Annotated in this window: 16 protein-coding genes; 9 read left to right on the top strand and 7 right to left on the bottom strand. The window is 40.4% G+C overall.

Annotated features, from left to right (window positions below):
* Positions 1-89: 89 nt before the first annotated feature.
* Together A923_RS0102625 and A923_RS0102620 are read left to right on the top strand one after the other, a co-directional pair.
* Positions 90-590, top strand: a complete 501-nt coding sequence (locus tag A923_RS0102625) for a GNAT family N-acetyltransferase (protein WP_017220093.1) — start codon at positions 90-92, stop codon at positions 588-590.
* A gap of 201 nt (positions 591-791) precedes the next feature.
* Positions 792-1,310, top strand: coding sequence for a YgjV family protein (locus A923_RS0102620; RefSeq protein ID WP_017220092.1), 519 nt, complete (start codon positions 792-794; stop codon positions 1,308-1,310).
* Between the two features lie 82 nt (positions 1,311-1,392).
* Here A923_RS0102620 and A923_RS0102615 read toward each other — a convergent pair whose 3' ends face one another.
* Positions 1,393-2,625: an NAD(P)/FAD-dependent oxidoreductase gene (locus A923_RS0102615; RefSeq protein WP_017220091.1), complete on the bottom strand. Its 1,233-nt coding sequence runs from the start codon at positions 2,623-2,625 to the stop codon at positions 1,393-1,395.
* Between the two features lie 250 nt (positions 2,626-2,875).
* Here A923_RS0102615 and norR point away from each other — a divergent pair, with 250 nt between their 5' ends.
* Positions 2,876-4,531, top strand: a complete 1,656-nt coding sequence (norR, locus tag A923_RS0102610) for a nitric oxide reductase transcriptional regulator NorR (protein WP_017220090.1) — start codon at positions 2,876-2,878, stop codon at positions 4,529-4,531.
* A 120-nt stretch (positions 4,532-4,651) separates the two neighbouring features.
* Here norR and A923_RS21925 read toward each other — a convergent pair whose 3' ends face one another.
* Positions 4,652-6,025, bottom strand: a complete 1,374-nt coding sequence (locus tag A923_RS21925; RefSeq protein WP_017220089.1) for an MATE family efflux transporter — start codon at positions 6,023-6,025, stop codon at positions 4,652-4,654.
* Between the two features lie 273 nt (positions 6,026-6,298).
* Between A923_RS21925 and A923_RS0102600 the strand changes: the two genes are divergently transcribed.
* Entirely contained in the window at positions 6,299-6,904 is a 606-nt protein-coding gene (locus tag A923_RS0102600; RefSeq protein ID WP_017220088.1) for a riboflavin synthase, read from the top strand.
* A 118-nt stretch (positions 6,905-7,022) separates the two neighbouring features.
* On the opposite strand, the gene A923_RS0102595 is transcribed toward A923_RS0102600, so the two are convergent.
* From A923_RS0102595 to A923_RS0102585, 3 genes are all read right to left on the bottom strand, one after another.
* A complete protein-coding gene (locus A923_RS0102595) occupies positions 7,023-7,226 on the bottom strand; it encodes a CPXCG motif-containing cysteine-rich protein (protein WP_017220087.1) in 204 nt (67 codons plus the stop codon).
* Between the two features lie 124 nt (positions 7,227-7,350).
* Positions 7,351-8,040 carry an LrgB family protein gene (locus A923_RS0102590; protein WP_017220086.1) on the bottom strand — a complete coding sequence of 230 codons (690 nt, stop codon included), beginning with the start codon at positions 8,038-8,040 and terminating at the stop codon, positions 7,351-7,353.
* Entirely contained in the window at positions 8,037-8,432 is a 396-nt protein-coding gene (locus A923_RS0102585; RefSeq protein ID WP_017220085.1) for a CidA/LrgA family protein, read from the bottom strand. Before A923_RS0102585 ends, A923_RS0102590 begins: the two co-directional genes overlap by 4 nt.
* 140 nt (positions 8,433-8,572) lie before the next feature.
* Here A923_RS0102585 and queE point away from each other — a divergent pair, with 140 nt between their 5' ends.
* The 4 genes from queE to A923_RS0102565 all read left to right on the top strand — a co-directional run bounded on the left by queE (position 8,573) and on the right by A923_RS0102565 (position 13,386).
* Positions 8,573-9,241: a 7-carboxy-7-deazaguanine synthase QueE gene (gene queE, locus A923_RS0102580; protein ID WP_017220084.1), complete on the top strand. Its 669-nt coding sequence runs from the start codon at positions 8,573-8,575 to the stop codon at positions 9,239-9,241.
* 121 nt (positions 9,242-9,362) lie between these two features.
* Positions 9,363-9,764, top strand: a complete 402-nt coding sequence (locus A923_RS0102575) for a nuclear transport factor 2 family protein (RefSeq protein WP_017220083.1) — start codon at positions 9,363-9,365, stop codon at positions 9,762-9,764.
* 290 nt (positions 9,765-10,054) lie between these two features.
* Positions 10,055-11,917, top strand: a complete 1,863-nt coding sequence (locus tag A923_RS0102570; RefSeq protein WP_017220082.1) for a DUF1302 domain-containing protein — start codon at positions 10,055-10,057, stop codon at positions 11,915-11,917.
* A gap of 92 nt (positions 11,918-12,009) precedes the next feature.
* On the top strand, positions 12,010-13,386 hold the full coding sequence (locus tag A923_RS0102565) for a DUF1329 domain-containing protein (RefSeq protein WP_017220081.1): 1,377 nt from the start codon (positions 12,010-12,012) through the stop codon (positions 13,384-13,386).
* A gap of 154 nt (positions 13,387-13,540) precedes the next feature.
* Here the strand turns inward: A923_RS0102565 and A923_RS0102560 are convergent, their stop codons facing one another.
* Positions 13,541-14,068, bottom strand: coding sequence for a carboxymuconolactone decarboxylase family protein (locus A923_RS0102560; RefSeq protein WP_017220080.1), 528 nt, complete (start codon positions 14,066-14,068; stop codon positions 13,541-13,543).
* 159 nt (positions 14,069-14,227) lie between these two features.
* Between A923_RS0102560 and A923_RS0102555 the strand changes: the two genes are divergently transcribed.
* On the top strand, positions 14,228-14,671 hold the full coding sequence (locus A923_RS0102555) for a MerR family DNA-binding protein (RefSeq protein WP_017220079.1): 444 nt from the start codon (positions 14,228-14,230) through the stop codon (positions 14,669-14,671).
* A 40-nt stretch (positions 14,672-14,711) separates the two neighbouring features.
* Here A923_RS0102555 and mobB read toward each other — a convergent pair whose 3' ends face one another.
* On the bottom strand, positions 14,712-15,254 hold the full coding sequence (gene mobB / locus A923_RS0102550) for a molybdopterin-guanine dinucleotide biosynthesis protein B (protein ID WP_017220078.1): 543 nt from the start codon (positions 15,252-15,254) through the stop codon (positions 14,712-14,714).
* Between the last annotated feature and the right edge of the window lie 26 nt (positions 15,255-15,280).

Raw genomic sequence — 15,280 nt, 5'->3', positions numbered from 1 at the left:
AAGCCAACTTTATGATCGAGGAAGATATGGAATGGGGATCATGATAAATATCACCCGTAAGGGTACAAGTTAGACATTCAAGGAAAACGATGAAATTAACCATTAGAGATGTTCAACAAGCAGATGCGCAAGCCATTATGAACATATTGAACCCAATTATTGAGGCTGGTCTTTATACCATTCTTGATACACCGTTCTCTCTTGAAGAGGAAGAACAATTTATCCAAGATTTCCCTGAAAGAGGGGTCTTCAATGTGGCTGTGAACTCCGCAGAATCAACCATTGTTGGTTTTCAAAACGTAGAACCGTTTGCTACTTATACCCATGCTTTTGATCATGTCGGCATTATTGGTACCTATGTTGATAGCAGTTACAGAAGGCAAGGTATTGCATCGAGCTTGTTTAACGCAACCTTTGAGCTAGCAAGGTCTAAAGGCTATGAAAAATTGTTTGCTTATGTTCGTGATGACAACAAAGATGCCTTGTCAATTTATCTGAAGCAGGGGTTTGAAGTTATTGGTATAGCGAAAAAGCACGCTAAGATCCGGGGTAAATATATCGATGAAGTCCTGATCGAAAAATTATTATAATTTTATACTTCATCGTTTAATCACTATGCTAAGTTTAAAAATAACTTCAGCGTTGAAGAACTGGTCGTACATAAGCAGTTTGTAAATATAAGTATAGATATAGTTACTTGCTGTTATCACTAAGAATGACCCTGTAGACTGTGGCTCTTAAATTGAATGATAGGTCATTATTACGATGGCTACGTTTTAGGAGACCCCTCAGTGTCATTATTTTTTATATCCCAAGTGCTAGTAGCCATCGCTATTTGTTTCGATTTAATGTCTTTTCAGTTCAAAGAAAGGCAGAAGATTGTTGCTTGTTTATTTTGTGCTGGCGTGCTTATTTCTAGTCATTTTATATTACTTGAACAGTGGACTGCCGCGAGCCTAATGGTTATCGCATCGGTGCGTTATTTAGTGAGTATATTCTCGACGTCACCAAAGCTCAAATATGTGTTTGGTTTAGCATCACTAATCGCGACCATACTGACTTACTCAGGGCTGATTAGTGTGTTGAGTTTCTTTGCTTCAAGTATTCAAACTGTAGCTGCGTTTAATAAAGATGATAAACGTTTAAGAGAATTGATGGTGGTTGGGACGAGCTTCTGGCTAGTACACAATTACTTAATTGGCTCACCGACTGCGGTGATCATGGAAGCTCTGTTTATTAGTAGTAATTTAATTGGTTACTACCGTTATTATTACAAAAAAGATATCGCGATTAAAACGACTGAGTTGTAGTTCAAACCCTGTAATACCATGTGAATAAATCGCATCGGATTACAGGAATTAATCGATAGGGTAAATAAGGCTAAATCGAACCTTAGCCCTTACAAAGCGCTGCTACCGCCTTCAATCGGCGTTCTGGCTCTGCCACAAACGGATTAGTCTCATCCCACGCATAACCGGCTAAAATCGAGCAGATCATTTGTTTAATCTTTGGATTAGGATTGTCATGTAAAACCACGTCTTGAAACTCACCAGAATACCAACCTTCAACATAACAACGGAAAGCATTAACACCTTTCATGAGTGCATCCGCGTAGTCAGTTTGCCAATCGACGGTTTCATTGTTGAATTGCTTAACCAATAAATCAGTAGCCAGTTCTGCTGATTTCATTGCGATGGTGACACCAGACGAGAATACTGGATCTAAAAATTCACCAGCATTACCCAGCAACGCAAAATTACGGTCAAACAGCTTAGTGACGTTAGCAGAATAACCCATGATAGAGCTACACGGGTTAGGGAATTTAGCTTGCGCTAATAATTTCGCTAGATTGTGTTCTTCAGTTGCTAACTGTTTTAACGCTTCAAGGTGGTCATCAGGGTAGTTGGCAAAGAATGCGGGTTCACCCACCACGCCAAATGAACAGCTGCCGTTACTAAATGGAATTAACCAATACCAAACCTTGTTATTTTTGGGATGAACAGACACTAGGATCTTGTTACGGTCATAATGGTCGGCGGTAATGTTGTCTTCAATATGGGTAAAGATAGCGCGTCTTGGTGGTAGTGTCGACGGTTCTTCCAATCCTAATAAACGCGGCAATACCCGACCAAAACCACTGGCATCAAGAATGAAGTCAGCTGCTATCTCATAGCTATGTTGGTTTTCATCCAAGACTGTTAATAACGGTTTGTCTGCTTCAATATCAATGCTTTTAACTTCGTGGTTATAGTGAATTGTTACGCCTTGTTGCTCTGCACAGTCGGCGAGTAATTTATCAAAGTTGCCACGTTGTACTTGGAATGTAGTTCCTTCACCAGCAGTGTATTTATCGGTGAAATCAAATTCAGTATATTGGCCACACGCATGAAATGCCGCGCCATTTTTAAACTGGAAACCAGCAGTGTTGACGACATCAAACATATCCGCTTTTTTAAGCGATTCCATACACGCAGGCAACAAACTTTCGCCAATTGAAAAACGCGGGAATGTTGATTTTTCGATGATGGTTGCATTAATGCCTTGCTTATTAAGCAGTGCAGCAGCAAGTGAACCTGAAGGGCCTGCGCCGATAATAACGACGTGTGCGGGATGTGTTAATGACACAAAGAATTCCTTTATTATGTCGAGCTTAGACCCGGCGGATTTATATAGTAACGTCTTTAATCGATAGATTTTATCACATGTTTAATAGTGGTTTAAAATTTATCGGTAAATCAATAAAAATAGTTGATTTGAATCAATGTGAGCAGGTGAATGACGTAAAATGAAACCTAATAGGGCTATTGACGTTGTCACTATGACTACTCAATGCTATAACTGCATACATTGAATGACTGTTTAAGGACTTGTTACCATGGATAACACCCGCTTTATCGAAAGCATGGATACTATTATTTATGATCTATCTCGAGAGCTACCAAAGTACCAACGCTACAATCGTTTGTTACAGGCATGGCGCGATACGTTTGCATGTGACGCATGTGTATTGTTAAAGCTAGAGGGTGATAACCTAGTGCCTAAGTCTGCGAACGGCTTACAAATTGAAGCTATGGGGCGACATTTCCCTATCGCTGAACACCCAAGATTCGAGCAGATATTAGCCCACTATGATAATGACAGTGAAAATGAAGTACAAAAGAAGGTGCACCGCTTTGATGCCGTTTGCGAACTTCCCGATCCTTATGATGGTTTGATTCAAACTCCAGATGGGCAGCTTAATGTGCATGATTGTATGGGCGCGGTATTAGTGATTGATAACAAGCCGTGGGGGATCGTCACTATGGATGCACTTAACCCACAACGCTTTGACTCGCTCGATTCTGCAATCCTAAACTCGATGATTGGCTTAACTGAAGTCGTGATAAAAACGGCTAACTTAATTTTTGCACTAGATCAAAAAGTACAGCGACAAGAGCAAGTGACGGCCAGCTTAATTAAAGAAAAATTCAGTGAAGAAATGATAGGCTCTAGTTCAGCGATGAACATGCTTAATTTAGAAATAGACTTAGTGGCAGACTCCGATTTAGCGGCATTGATATACGGTGAATCTGGTTCAGGTAAAGAGCTGGTGGCACGTAAAATTCACATGGCATCAAAGCGTGCAAAGGAAGCCTTGATCACCGTAAACTGTGCGGCCTTACCAGAAACAATGGTCGAAAGTGAGCTGTTTGGGCATGTGGCCGGGGCCTTTACTGGCGCGACTAAAAACCGCTTAGGTAAATTCGAACTTGCAGATGCAGGTACTTTATTTCTCGATGAAATTGGTGAACTGCCGTTATCTATTCAAGCCAAGTTATTACGGGTTATTCAGTTTGGCGAACTGCAACGTTTAGGCAGTGACAAACCGCATAAGGTCGATGTACGGTTAATCACCGCAACCAACCGCGACCTTGCTAAAGAAGTCGAAGCGGGTCGCTTTAGAGATGATTTGTATCACCGACTAACTGTTTATCCATTAAAGGTGCCAAGTTTACGTGAACGCGGCGATGATATTCTTCTATTGGCAGGTAACTTCCTGGCTAAGATCCAACGTAAAGTCGGCCTTAACAACTTAACCTTAGCGAAAGAAGCTGAATGTGCATTACTAGCGTATGAATGGCCGGGTAATGTTCGAGAACTGGAACATCTATTAAGCCGAGCATCATTAAGAGCCGCTGCACGCAACTGCAAAGATGACCGTGTGGTGGTATTAGAAAGCCGTGATTTAGATATTCAGTCTGCTATTGGTGAGTCACATATTGATCCGAGTATCAGTGCCGAGGCTATTAACAATATAAGCGATACTGAAAACGGTATAACCAGTGATGGTCATGTCGCCGGGCAAGACAAAATAGTAATTAGCACGGTCGAGAACGATAATAATTTAAAGCAAATAACTGACGATTTTCAAACTCAGTTTATCAGCAAGGTCTTAGCTGAGAATAATGGTAACTCTGCCGCGACAGCGCGTGCTATAGGGGTTGATAGAAGTAACTTACACCGCTTGATGAAGAGATTAGACATTCAGTAATCGCCGGGTTTTGCTTAGAAGATACAAATCAGGCATTAAGAAAATACTAATAAAAAAGGCGGTAGTGATGTGAATCACTACCGCCTTTTTACAAACCATACCTTAATCAGTTAATAGCGTTTAAGCCGCTGCTAGTGTTTGGGTATGACCTAGCGTTGTTTTTCTAAACACACTCGCCAGTTTAATCGCTAATAGTATTGCCGCCATTGTTAGACCAGAAATAAAGCCAATCCAAAATCCAGCAGGTCCCATCGCCGGTACAATTAAGTCTGTTAACGCTAACGTATAACCAATTGTCATGCCGACAGCCCAATAAGAGAAGAGGGTGATGGCAAAAATAATTTTGGTCTCTTTATAACCACGTAATGCACCCGCTGCAATCACTTGCACAGCATCCGAGATTTGATACACAGCCGCAATTAACATTAAGCCTGTCGCAATGTTAATCGTTGTTATGTCATCGGTATAAATCTCTGCTATCTCGTTACGCAATACGATAGTAAAGATTGCCGTGATAACTGAAAAACCAACGCCCATCCACATCGCTGTGATGCTGGCAAACTTGGCCTGCAGAGGTTTTTTCTCTCCGACATATTGACCAACAACAATGGTCGCAGCAATACCTAAACTTAGCGGTAGCATAAACACCATTGATGAGAAGTTTAACGCCACCTGATGCGCTGCAACTGTAATTGCGCCAAGCGGTGCTAACAGAATAGATACAACAGCAAACAAGGTTACTTCACAGAACATAGATGCGGCAATAGGGAAACCAACACCGATGATGTGTGACATTTCTTTCTTGTCGATAGGATAAACTTGATCAAATAATTTGATATCTTTAAAGTCTTTATGGAAATAACTATACGCGATCATCGAGATACACATAGCAATAAACACTAATACTGATGCAACGGCACAACCAACACCACCCAGTGCTGGCATACCAAAGTGACCATTAATAAAGATGTAGTTTGCTGGTACGTTTACCATGATCCCGATCAAACCGATTACCATGGTCGGTTTGGTAATACCTAAACCTTCATGGTAACTCCGGATCACTTGATAACCACAAGCAAACGGCAGTGCTAATGAAATCACGCGTAAATAATCTGTTGTTAATTCCGCTAATCTGTCTTCAACATGCATGAAATCTAAGATCATTGGACTGTAATAAAGCAGTGCCATCATTGGCAAGAAGATGATGAGTACAAACCAGACACCTTGGTGTACGACTTGCGCAATTTCACTTTGTCTTTTTGCGCCATAAAGCTGGGCCACGATAGGCGTGATCGCCATTAAAATGCCCACTAAAAACATGAGCACTGGGAACCAAATACTGTTGGCAATCGCTACTGCCGCCATGTCTGTTGCACTTACTGCGCCAGCCATTACGGTGTCAACAAAGCCCATCACAGTGAACGCCAGTTGGGCGATCAGAATTGGAACCATTAATTTAAATAAGTTAGAAACCTCAGATCGATATTTCTGCACTGGTACTCCGGATATTGTAGGGTTGTTATGTTGTGTATTCTAAGAATTGGTGTTGCTGAAAACGAAAGAAATGATTGTTAATGTAGTGATATTCGAGTTCGTGAGGACGTACCTGATCCAGCTAGGAGCATAATAATCCTTTATAGCTAGTATATACAGATGTATTTTAAATTATTTTATGTAATCTTAATATTGGCTTATTAACTAGATGAATTATCTAAACTAACGGGATATAGTGACGTATATTCGTTTAAGTCATGATGAAGGTTACTTATGTTTACTGGCATTGTACAAAGAAAAGCAAAGATTATTAGTATCGACAAAAAAGCGCAATTACATACGTTAGAAGTCACGTTAGCTAAAGCGCATCAAGACGGTTTAGTTATCGGTGCAAGTATCGCCAACAACGGCACCTGTTTAACGGTCGTAAAGATCAATGACAGTAGCGTGTGTTTTGATGTGATTGAAGAAACACTTAAAGTGACCAACCTTGTTGACCTCGCAGTGGGCGATGAAGTTAACCTAGAACGGGCCGCTAAGTTTGGTGATGAGATCGGCGGACACCTATTATCTGGTCACGTCCATACTCAAGCTGAAATTGTAACGATTAACCGTACAGACACTAACTGTGATATTTGCTTTAAAATAGCCCCAGAATGGCAAAAATACGTGTTACCAAAAGGCTTTATCTCGATTGACGGTATCAGCTTAACTTTAGGTGATGTAGCTGATGGCGAATTCTGGGTACATTTAATTCCGGAAACACTCGGGGTTACTAATTTAGGCGGTCGCAAAGTCGGTCAATATGTGAATATCGAAATAGACAGTCAGACCCAAGCGATTGTTGATACAGTAGAACGTATGATGTTGAATAAGTAACTGGTGTTTTTGGTGTTCAAAACACAATGTAATAAGAGCGATAGTCAGGTTTAGCTGTACCAATTCATTAAGCCATGACACAAACCGTATCGCTCTCATTTAAATCCTTTTAAAATCCTCAAAATATCTGTTCATCATCCGCATCAATGAATAATTCAAACTTCTCATGCACCTGATCATGCAATAACTTAAAATGAATGCTGTTACAGCAGACGCTACACTCATCATAAAAATCTTGCGCGCCATTGCTGGCATCAATATCAGTAGTAATAAATTTACCACAATGCGGACACACAACTGTCCTATGAGAAAACTGTTTCATGATAACCTCCAAAGGCTATAACTCTCTCCAATATAATTAGAGCACTTTACACCTTCTAAACTTATTTTAGCTGAAGATTATATTTTTGCCTGTTTGGAGGTCATAGCGTGCTAACAGATCGTCTTTACAGCATCCAACTCAACAGGTAAGGATAAAGTACTGGAGCAATGATTGAGGTTAAAACGGCACTGATTAACAAGGCTGTTGTACTAAAAGCGCCGTGTGTGCGGCTTAATTCCATGGCTTTAGAGGTGCCAATCACGTGCGAACCTGAACCGATTGCTAGGCCTTGTGCTTCAGGTGTACGAATACGTAAGTGCTTTAACAAGAATGGTGCGCAGACGTTGCCGAATATACCCACCATAATCACCATGATGGCTGAAATAGCAGGGATACCACCTATACTCTGACTGATTGCCATGGCGATAGGCGTTGTTACTGCCTTAGGCGCAAGTGAGGCTATGATCTCTGGGGATGCAGAAAAACTGATAGCGACAAAGGTAGTGACGACCAAACCCACAATGACACCAGCGCTGCAAGCCACTAGTACTGGCACAATTTTAGCCTTCACATGCACGAACTGTTGATACAAAGGGAAGGCGAGGGCGATCACCGCCGGTTCGAGCAAACGCGTCAGAATGTTTGTGCCTTCTTCGTATGCTTCAAGTTCAAATCCAAATATCAGCATGATGCTAATTAATGCCGCAATCGACAATAAAATTGGGTTTAATATTGCCAGTGCCGTTTTTTTATAAAACCATTGGGCTAAGAAGTAGACGGCAAGAGTCAGTGGAATAGCCAAATATAAAATCATTTATCATCACCTTGCTGCTTGGTTAACGCTGCTTTTTGTTTTGCTGCGCTGGCACGATTCAAATAACAATAAGTGTGGCCAACGGTAAAGAAGATCGTGACAGTCCCAATCAGGCCCGCCATGATCAGCGCGACGAGATTTTGTTGTACTAAATCAAAGTAACCCATGAGTGCGACACCTGCGGGCACAAACAAAATTCCGATATGACGATTGAGTTGTTCACAGACTTTTTCGACATATTTTTGTTTCAGCATACCACTACTGAGCGCGACGAAAAGTAACAACAACCCGATGATGCTCGAAGGAAATTCCACGGGTAATAACATGCTGATGACACGCCCTAAAACCACGAAACAAAAAATGGTGACAATATTGTACAGCCATATTTTCATTGATTACCTACCTACTAATTATGCGATTGCGAAGCAATTACTGTGCGATCTAAAACGTCCTATATAAAATGTTAAAAATATATAGGACAGATGATACAATAAACGTTACTTGAAGTTTATTAGTTTATTAGGTTATAAAAATGCAGTATCCGGTTAATGAAATTTTTGAAACAGTACAAGGTGAAGGCCATTTTACTGGTTATCCCGTCATCTTTATTCGCCTACAAGGCTGCGACGTTGGTTGTTCATGGTGCGATACCAAGCAAACTTGGAAAGTCGACCCTGAAATGCAAGTTTCACAACAGACAGTGAACAAGGCATGCGACGATAAACCACATTGGGCGAACTTTACTGCACAAGAATTCATGACCATGATACAAAAAAATGGTTTTGTTGCAAAGCATATTGTGATCTCGGGCGGTGAACCTTGCCAATATGATCTTGTTGAAATGACAAGTGAATTGGAACAAGCAGGCTATTTCTGCCAAATTGAGACCTCGGGTACATCAGAAGTGCGCGCCACAGACTCGACTTGGGTGACTGTATCACCAAAGATCCAAATGAAAGGTCAGTTACCTGTTCTACAAAGTGCATTGCGCCGGGCTAACGAAATAAAGCATGTGATCGCCATGGAGAAGCACATTGATGAACTCGATGTGTTAATTTGTGATATTGATATCACGGATAAGATCATGTGTTTACAGCCTATCTCGCAACAGCAACGTGCAACAGAACTCGCGATTAAGTTGTGTATTGAGCGTAACTGGAAGTTATCAGTGCAAATGCATAAATATATCTTTATAGATTAAGCTATAAATCTTATTCGTTGGACTGTATGCGTCATATACTTTAATTACTGAGCAAATCTTAAGCTATGGCGCTATAAATACGACTAATGAATAATGACTACTAATTAAAGTAAGGACAAGGATGAACCATTTCGACAAGGCAGAGCATAGCGATAAATCGGTTGCTGCGCTGAATGACAGTTTTAAACAACGTGAAGAAACGTTACTGCACACAGACTTTTCTCACTGTCCGACGCAACTTGATGATTTTTTACATCCCGCGTTATTTGAAATCTCCCCAATGGGACGTTATACCTCGCGCAGTGAGATTGTGAACTGGCTTTTAGCGAAGTCGCCAACGCAACGTTGGCATTTATCGCAGTTTAAAGTGGTGGCATTATCGGCCGATAGCATGTTGGTTTGTTATCAAGCGAATTCAGTTAATGCAGGGTGCGTAAAAGAAACGGGCAGTTTACGCAGTTCAATTTGGCGTTTTCATGATCAACAATGGCGACTCCAATTTCATCAGGCAACAAAAAATTAATATTTGTATGTAATTTATATCTTAACTTATCTTTCTCCTACCTATCTAATACTAAATCTCTATTTACCTCCTCTTTAGGGGGATGACTTTAGCGATATTAAGTTTCTTAATTGAGTCTAAATCTTTGACCTAGCTCGCATAAAATATCGCATTGGCTTCAATAGACAATAATTTGGCACGTTTAGCCTGTATCTGACACTGTGTAACAAAAGTATTATGTGAATATAATACCTACGACCTAATTGTTAATGGAATGAAAACAAATTTAAGGGTGTAGAATGGATACTATAATGAAAAACACAACTCAGAAGAGATTTTTTAAAACAACGCCAATTGCTTTAGCACTTATCGTTTCAGGCTATACTGCAGCACCTCAAGCGATCGAGTTTAATTGGGGTGATGTTGAAGGTTCGTTTAACTCTCAAATTACAGCCGGTTCAAGCTGGCGTGTAGAAGATGCTGATGCGAAAAATTTAGGTGCTGGTAATGCGATTAGTAATGGCCTAACCGGGGCAATCGGTAATACACCGACAGGGGATGACGGTAACCTTAATTATAAAAGCGGTGACGCTTTCACCCAAACAATTAAAGGTATCCATGACCTAGGTCTAACGTATGAGACGGAAGAAGGTACAACTTTTGGTGCTTTTGTTCGTGGTAAATATTGGTATGACTATGCTTTAGATCAAAATGATGTTGATCACGGACATGGTAACAACGGCTATACAGCTAATGCGCCCCTTGATGACAGCAAATTTGATGATTTGACACAAGCTAAAGGTGTTGCATTACTCGATGCATATGTATTCACAGGTTTCTATATTGGTGATGTGGCAGTCGACTTACGTATTGGTAAACAAGTGGTTAACTGGGGCGAAAGCTCATTCATTCAAGGTGGTATCAATGCGGTGAATCCGATTGATGCTGCAGCTTTCCGTCGTCCTGGCGCAGAAGTAAAAGAAGGTTTATTACCAGTAAACATGATTTTTGCTAATATTGGCTTAACGGATAATTTAAGTTTTGAGACATTTTATCAATTAGAATTTGAACCGACTGTTATTGATAGTTGTGGTACTTATTTTTCGACTTCTGATTTCCTTGCCAGTGGTTGTGACACTCTAGTATTTTTAGATGGTGTTCCTGTTGATAACCCTACCTATCTTGGTGATCAAATCGTTTATAATAATAACTTGTATGCACAAAGAGGTACTGATGAAGAAGTCTCTGATGATGGGCAATTTGGTTTAGCGTTTAAATATTATGCTGAAAATTTTAATGCGACAGAATTTGGCTTATATTATATGAATTACCACTCTCGTTTACCATATGCGAGTGCAGAAGCAGGCTTTGTTGACCGCTCAAGTTATAACCCTGCGAATCCAGGTAATTATAGTCCGTTTGCACCTGTAGGCATTGCCCCTGATGGTTATAATGCGGCTTACCATACTGTTTATCCTGAGGATATTCAGTTATTTGGCTTAAGTTTTAATACTACAATTGCGGAATGGGCTGTATCTGGTGAAGTTAGCCACCGTTTAGATATGCCGTTACAAATTAACGGCTCAGACTTATTAGGTGCAGCGTTAACCGGGGGTTTATCAGGTTCACCTATGGATGATAGGTATGCTGATGCTGATCCGGGAGATACTGTAGACGGTTTTGATCGTTTTGATTATACCCAGACTCAATTCACCTTCATCAAATTCTTTGATAAAGCATTAGGTACAGACAGAATTACAACTGTTGCGGAACTAGGCTATGGCCACGTTTGGGATCTAGCTGAAGGTGAAGATGATATTAAGTATGGTCGCTCTACGACTTATGGTAATAGCTACGATGAATTTGGTAATGATAAGGATGGTTTCACTACGACAGACAGTGCAGGTTATCGTTTAGCTGTTAAAGCTGATTACCGTAATGTTTTCGCTGGTGTCGATTTAGCGCCTTCAGTCGCTTGGTCGCATGATGTATATGGTTACAGCCCTGAACCACAAGGTACGTTCCAAGAAGGTCGTACAGGTGTGAATCTCGCGCTTAAAGCTGATTATCTCAATATGTATTCTATGTCAGTAAGTTATACGCAGTTCGGTGGTGATTTTAATCCATTATCAGACCGCGATTATGTTTCTGCAGCAGTTGGTATTTCGTTCTAATAAATAATAGCAATGTAATAATGTGTTTATTGCATTGCTAAATCAGTTTAAACGGATAGAACGAATAGTAGTTTTCGAAAAGGATTTTAATGATGAAAGTATTCAATAAAGCATATAGCGTAGCGGCCATTTCAGTGGCTATGGCATTCTCGGCATCAACACTTGCGAAAGTAAGTGAAGCTGATGCAGCCAAATTAGGAAACGAATTAACGCCAGTGGGCGCTATAACTGCAGGGAATGCTGACGGCTCTATCCCAGCATGGACGGGCGGTATTACGAATGCAATACTCGGTACAGATTTTGGTAAAAATGATCGTATAACTAACCCATATGCCGCAGACAAACCACTGTTTGTGATCACGGCTGCGAATGTTGATAAGTACAAAGATAACTTAACACCTGGCCAGCTGGCTATGTTTAAGAAATACACTGATACCTACACTATGCCTGTGTATGAAACGCGTCGTAGTTTTGCGCAGTCGGATGATATTTACGAGACGATTAAAGGTAATGCATTAAACACGACGTTATCGGCTGGTGGTAATGGTTTAGATAATTTCAATATTTCTATTCCGTTTCCAATTCCAGAGAATGGCTTAGAAGTTATCTGGAATCACATTACCCGTTACCGTGGTGGTCATGCAGAACGTGTAATCACAACTATCCCAGTACAACGTAATGGTGCATACACGGCTGTGAAAGTAGAAGATAAATTCTACATCCCGGAAGCCTTAAAAGGCGGACGTGATGCCAAGAAAGATGACAATATTTTGTTCTATTACATGCAGCGTATTATTGCACCAGCACGTTTAACAGGTACGATTGCGTTAGTCCATGAAACGGTAGATCAGGTTAAAGAACCGCGTAAAGCATGGATCTATAACTCAGGTCAACGCCGTGTTCGTCGTGCGCCTAACGTATCGTATGATGGCGAAGGCATTGGCGTAGAAGGTTCACGTACATCAGATAACTATGATATGTACAATGGTGCACCTGACCGTTATGAATGGACATTGGTCGGTAAGAAAGAGCTCTACATTCCATATAACTCTTACAACCTTTCTTCTACCGATCTTGAATACAAAGATATTGTAACCCCAGGTCATATTAACCAAGAATACACGCGTTACGAGAAACATCGTGTGTGGGAAGTACAAGCAAAAGTGAAAGACGGTCAACGTCATGTTTATGCACAGCGTAACTTCTTCATTGATGAAGATAGCTGGCAAGCAGGTGTTATCGATCATTATGACGCACGTGGCAACCTATGGCGTGTTGCTGAAGCGCACTCTGTACAATACTACAATGCTGACGTGAACTGGTTTGCTGCAGAAACATTATATGATGTTATCGCGGGTCGTTACCTTGTTACTGGCCTGAATAATGAAGAAAATAAAGGCATTCAGTTTGATGTGAAAGCGAAGCGTAAAGACTTCTCTACATCAGCATTGAAACGTATGGGTCGTTAATCTTTAATCAACATCTTTGATTGTCATGATTAAAATCTTGGCAACAATGTAATGACAACGAGAGGTTTAGTACTTAATTAAAGTATTAAACCTCTCGTTTTTCGTTTATTGATTAAAGTTCACCATACGAATTAGTAGAGTGAATTGTAGACGCCTAAACCGTCTTTTTACATACATCAAATGCAGCGTTAAATTTTGTGGTCATATTTTGGAACACAATAATCGTTGTTAATTCCACGATTTCATCATCATTATAATAACAACGTAACTGGTCGATATGCCTGTCGGTAACATGCAATGAGCTATCGGTGATCGCATCTGTATAGGCTAACACCGCACATTCTTGGGGTTTAAAATCACTGCAATTTTGCCAATCTAATAGTTTATCTTTGTTTAACCTTTCTTTCAGACTTCGTAATACTTTAGAATCATGTTCAATGGTGAATCCACATTGATTTAGCTGCGCAACGCGCACACTCATTAATGCGTGAATATAAGGTTTAATAGGCGATGTTTTTCTATTTATGGTTTTATATAACAAGAACATCGAAATAAATAGTTTTGGTCTACGGCCTAGTAGTTGCGCAGGCTTTAAGGTTTTATTTTGTTTTCTTTCTAGCAGCCACAAGAACGGACGTATAAACCACGAGTATTGGCTTGGCTGTAATTTGGGAACACGCATAACTAACCTCGATGCCTTATTTAGTTCGAATGACGTAGCATTGCAATACTAATTATGGTTTAAATTAAGCAATAGCGTAAATTTGTGGTAAATTATTCATTGCTAAGTAAAAATCAGATTTTGATAAAATTAAATAAGAGTTAGGAAGGGTTACACTAAATGACGACGTATTATACCGCGGCAGATCTTGCTGAAGAATTCTCGATTACGAGACGCGCTATCCGTTTTTATGAAACGAAAGGGTTGTTACAATCGGAACGTCGTGGGCGGTTTATGTATTATGATTATCGTCAACGCGCCCGTTTAATTATAATTTTACGCAGCAAGCGTTTAGGTATTAGTCTAGAGTCAGCAAAACATTATTTGGCACTGTATGATGACAAACCGGATAGTCCGCCACGTATGTTATACATGTTACATCAGAGTCGTTCAAGATTAGATGAATTGCGTGAACAGCAACTTGCGCTGCAAGAAAGTATCGCTGAACTTGAAACATTGGAAGCAATCGCGATGAAAGATTTAACGGCCTGCGATATTGATATTGAATCAAGTTATCAAGACTATCTTGATGGATTAACTGCAACGACAGACCTAAATTCATAAGGTTAAAGCTTGAGTCATCGGCTGACTATGGCCTTTGTGGTTATGCCTTTTGGCAGTAATGTATGATGAAATCAGTGATGGCATTGATGTCGTTCAAATCTAAATAAGTTAAGCCTTTAGCTAATAATTTCTTTTGTTCAATCGCTGCATCTGTAGCGATTGCGATAATGTGTTGATCATCAACAGCGAGCAATGGTTTTCCTAAGCTTGGGCGATGTAGTTCTATCTTCGTAAATGCTTCATGACGAAACCCTTCAACTAACACCAAATCCAATTCATCAGTGTTCAGCCAATTTAATTGCGTGATCAGTTTCGGCTCTTCGGCTTCAGCTTGTTCGGCAAACATAATCGTGCGGTGGGGTGACGCTAAGACCATTTGGCATGCGCCTGCTTTTCTTAATTTATAACTGTCCTTGTTAGGGTTATCCATTTCGATATCATGATGGCTGTGTTTCACCATGCCGATACGTAAACCGTGCTCAGTTAGTTTTGGTAGCAGTTGGGTAATCAAGGTTGTTTTACCTGTGCCGCTAAAGGCTGAAAAACCAAGTAGCGGGATAGGGAAGTCGTCTATACAGAACATAAGAGTACTCACTTAAAGGCTGAAGC

Origin of the sequence: Moritella dasanensis ArB 0140 (assembly GCF_000276805.1) — a bacterium.
Classification (GTDB): domain Bacteria; phylum Pseudomonadota; class Gammaproteobacteria; order Enterobacterales; family Moritellaceae; genus Moritella; species Moritella dasanensis.
The sequence above is the reverse complement of the archived record's forward strand: the minus strand, read 5'-3'. Positions and strand labels throughout refer to the sequence as shown.

What these genes read in the sequence shown, in the direction of transcription:
- A923_RS0102625 (WP_017220093.1), top strand. Translation starts at nt 90, where the DNA reads ATGAAATTAACCATTAGAGATGTTCAACAAGCAGATGCGCAAGCCATT.
- norR (WP_017220090.1), top strand. Translation starts at nt 2,876, where the DNA reads ATGGATAACACCCGCTTTATCGAAAGCATGGATACTATTATTTATGAT.
- A923_RS0102600 (WP_017220088.1), top strand. Translation starts at nt 6,299, where the DNA reads ATGTTTACTGGCATTGTACAAAGAAAAGCAAAGATTATTAGTATCGAC.
- A923_RS0102595 (WP_017220087.1), bottom strand. Translation starts at nt 7,226, where the DNA reads ATGAAACAGTTTTCTCATAGGACAGTTGTGTGTCCGCATTGTGGTAAA.
- A923_RS0102590 (WP_017220086.1), bottom strand. Translation starts at nt 8,040, where the DNA reads ATGATTTTATATTTGGCTATTCCACTGACTCTTGCCGTCTACTTCTTA.
- A923_RS0102585 (WP_017220085.1), bottom strand. Translation starts at nt 8,432, where the DNA reads ATGAAAATATGGCTGTACAATATTGTCACCATTTTTTGTTTCGTGGTT.
- queE (WP_017220084.1), top strand. Translation starts at nt 8,573, where the DNA reads ATGCAGTATCCGGTTAATGAAATTTTTGAAACAGTACAAGGTGAAGGC.
- A923_RS0102575 (WP_017220083.1), top strand. Translation starts at nt 9,363, where the DNA reads ATGAACCATTTCGACAAGGCAGAGCATAGCGATAAATCGGTTGCTGCG.
- A923_RS0102570 (WP_017220082.1), top strand. Translation starts at nt 10,055, where the DNA reads ATGAAAAACACAACTCAGAAGAGATTTTTTAAAACAACGCCAATTGCT.
- A923_RS0102565 (WP_017220081.1), top strand. Translation starts at nt 12,010, where the DNA reads ATGAAAGTATTCAATAAAGCATATAGCGTAGCGGCCATTTCAGTGGCT.
- A923_RS0102560 (WP_017220080.1), bottom strand. Translation starts at nt 14,068, where the DNA reads ATGCGTGTTCCCAAATTACAGCCAAGCCAATACTCGTGGTTTATACGT.
- A923_RS0102555 (WP_017220079.1), top strand. Translation starts at nt 14,228, where the DNA reads ATGACGACGTATTATACCGCGGCAGATCTTGCTGAAGAATTCTCGATT.
- mobB (WP_017220078.1), bottom strand. Translation starts at nt 15,254, where the DNA reads ATGTTCTGTATAGACGACTTCCCTATCCCGCTACTTGGTTTTTCAGCC.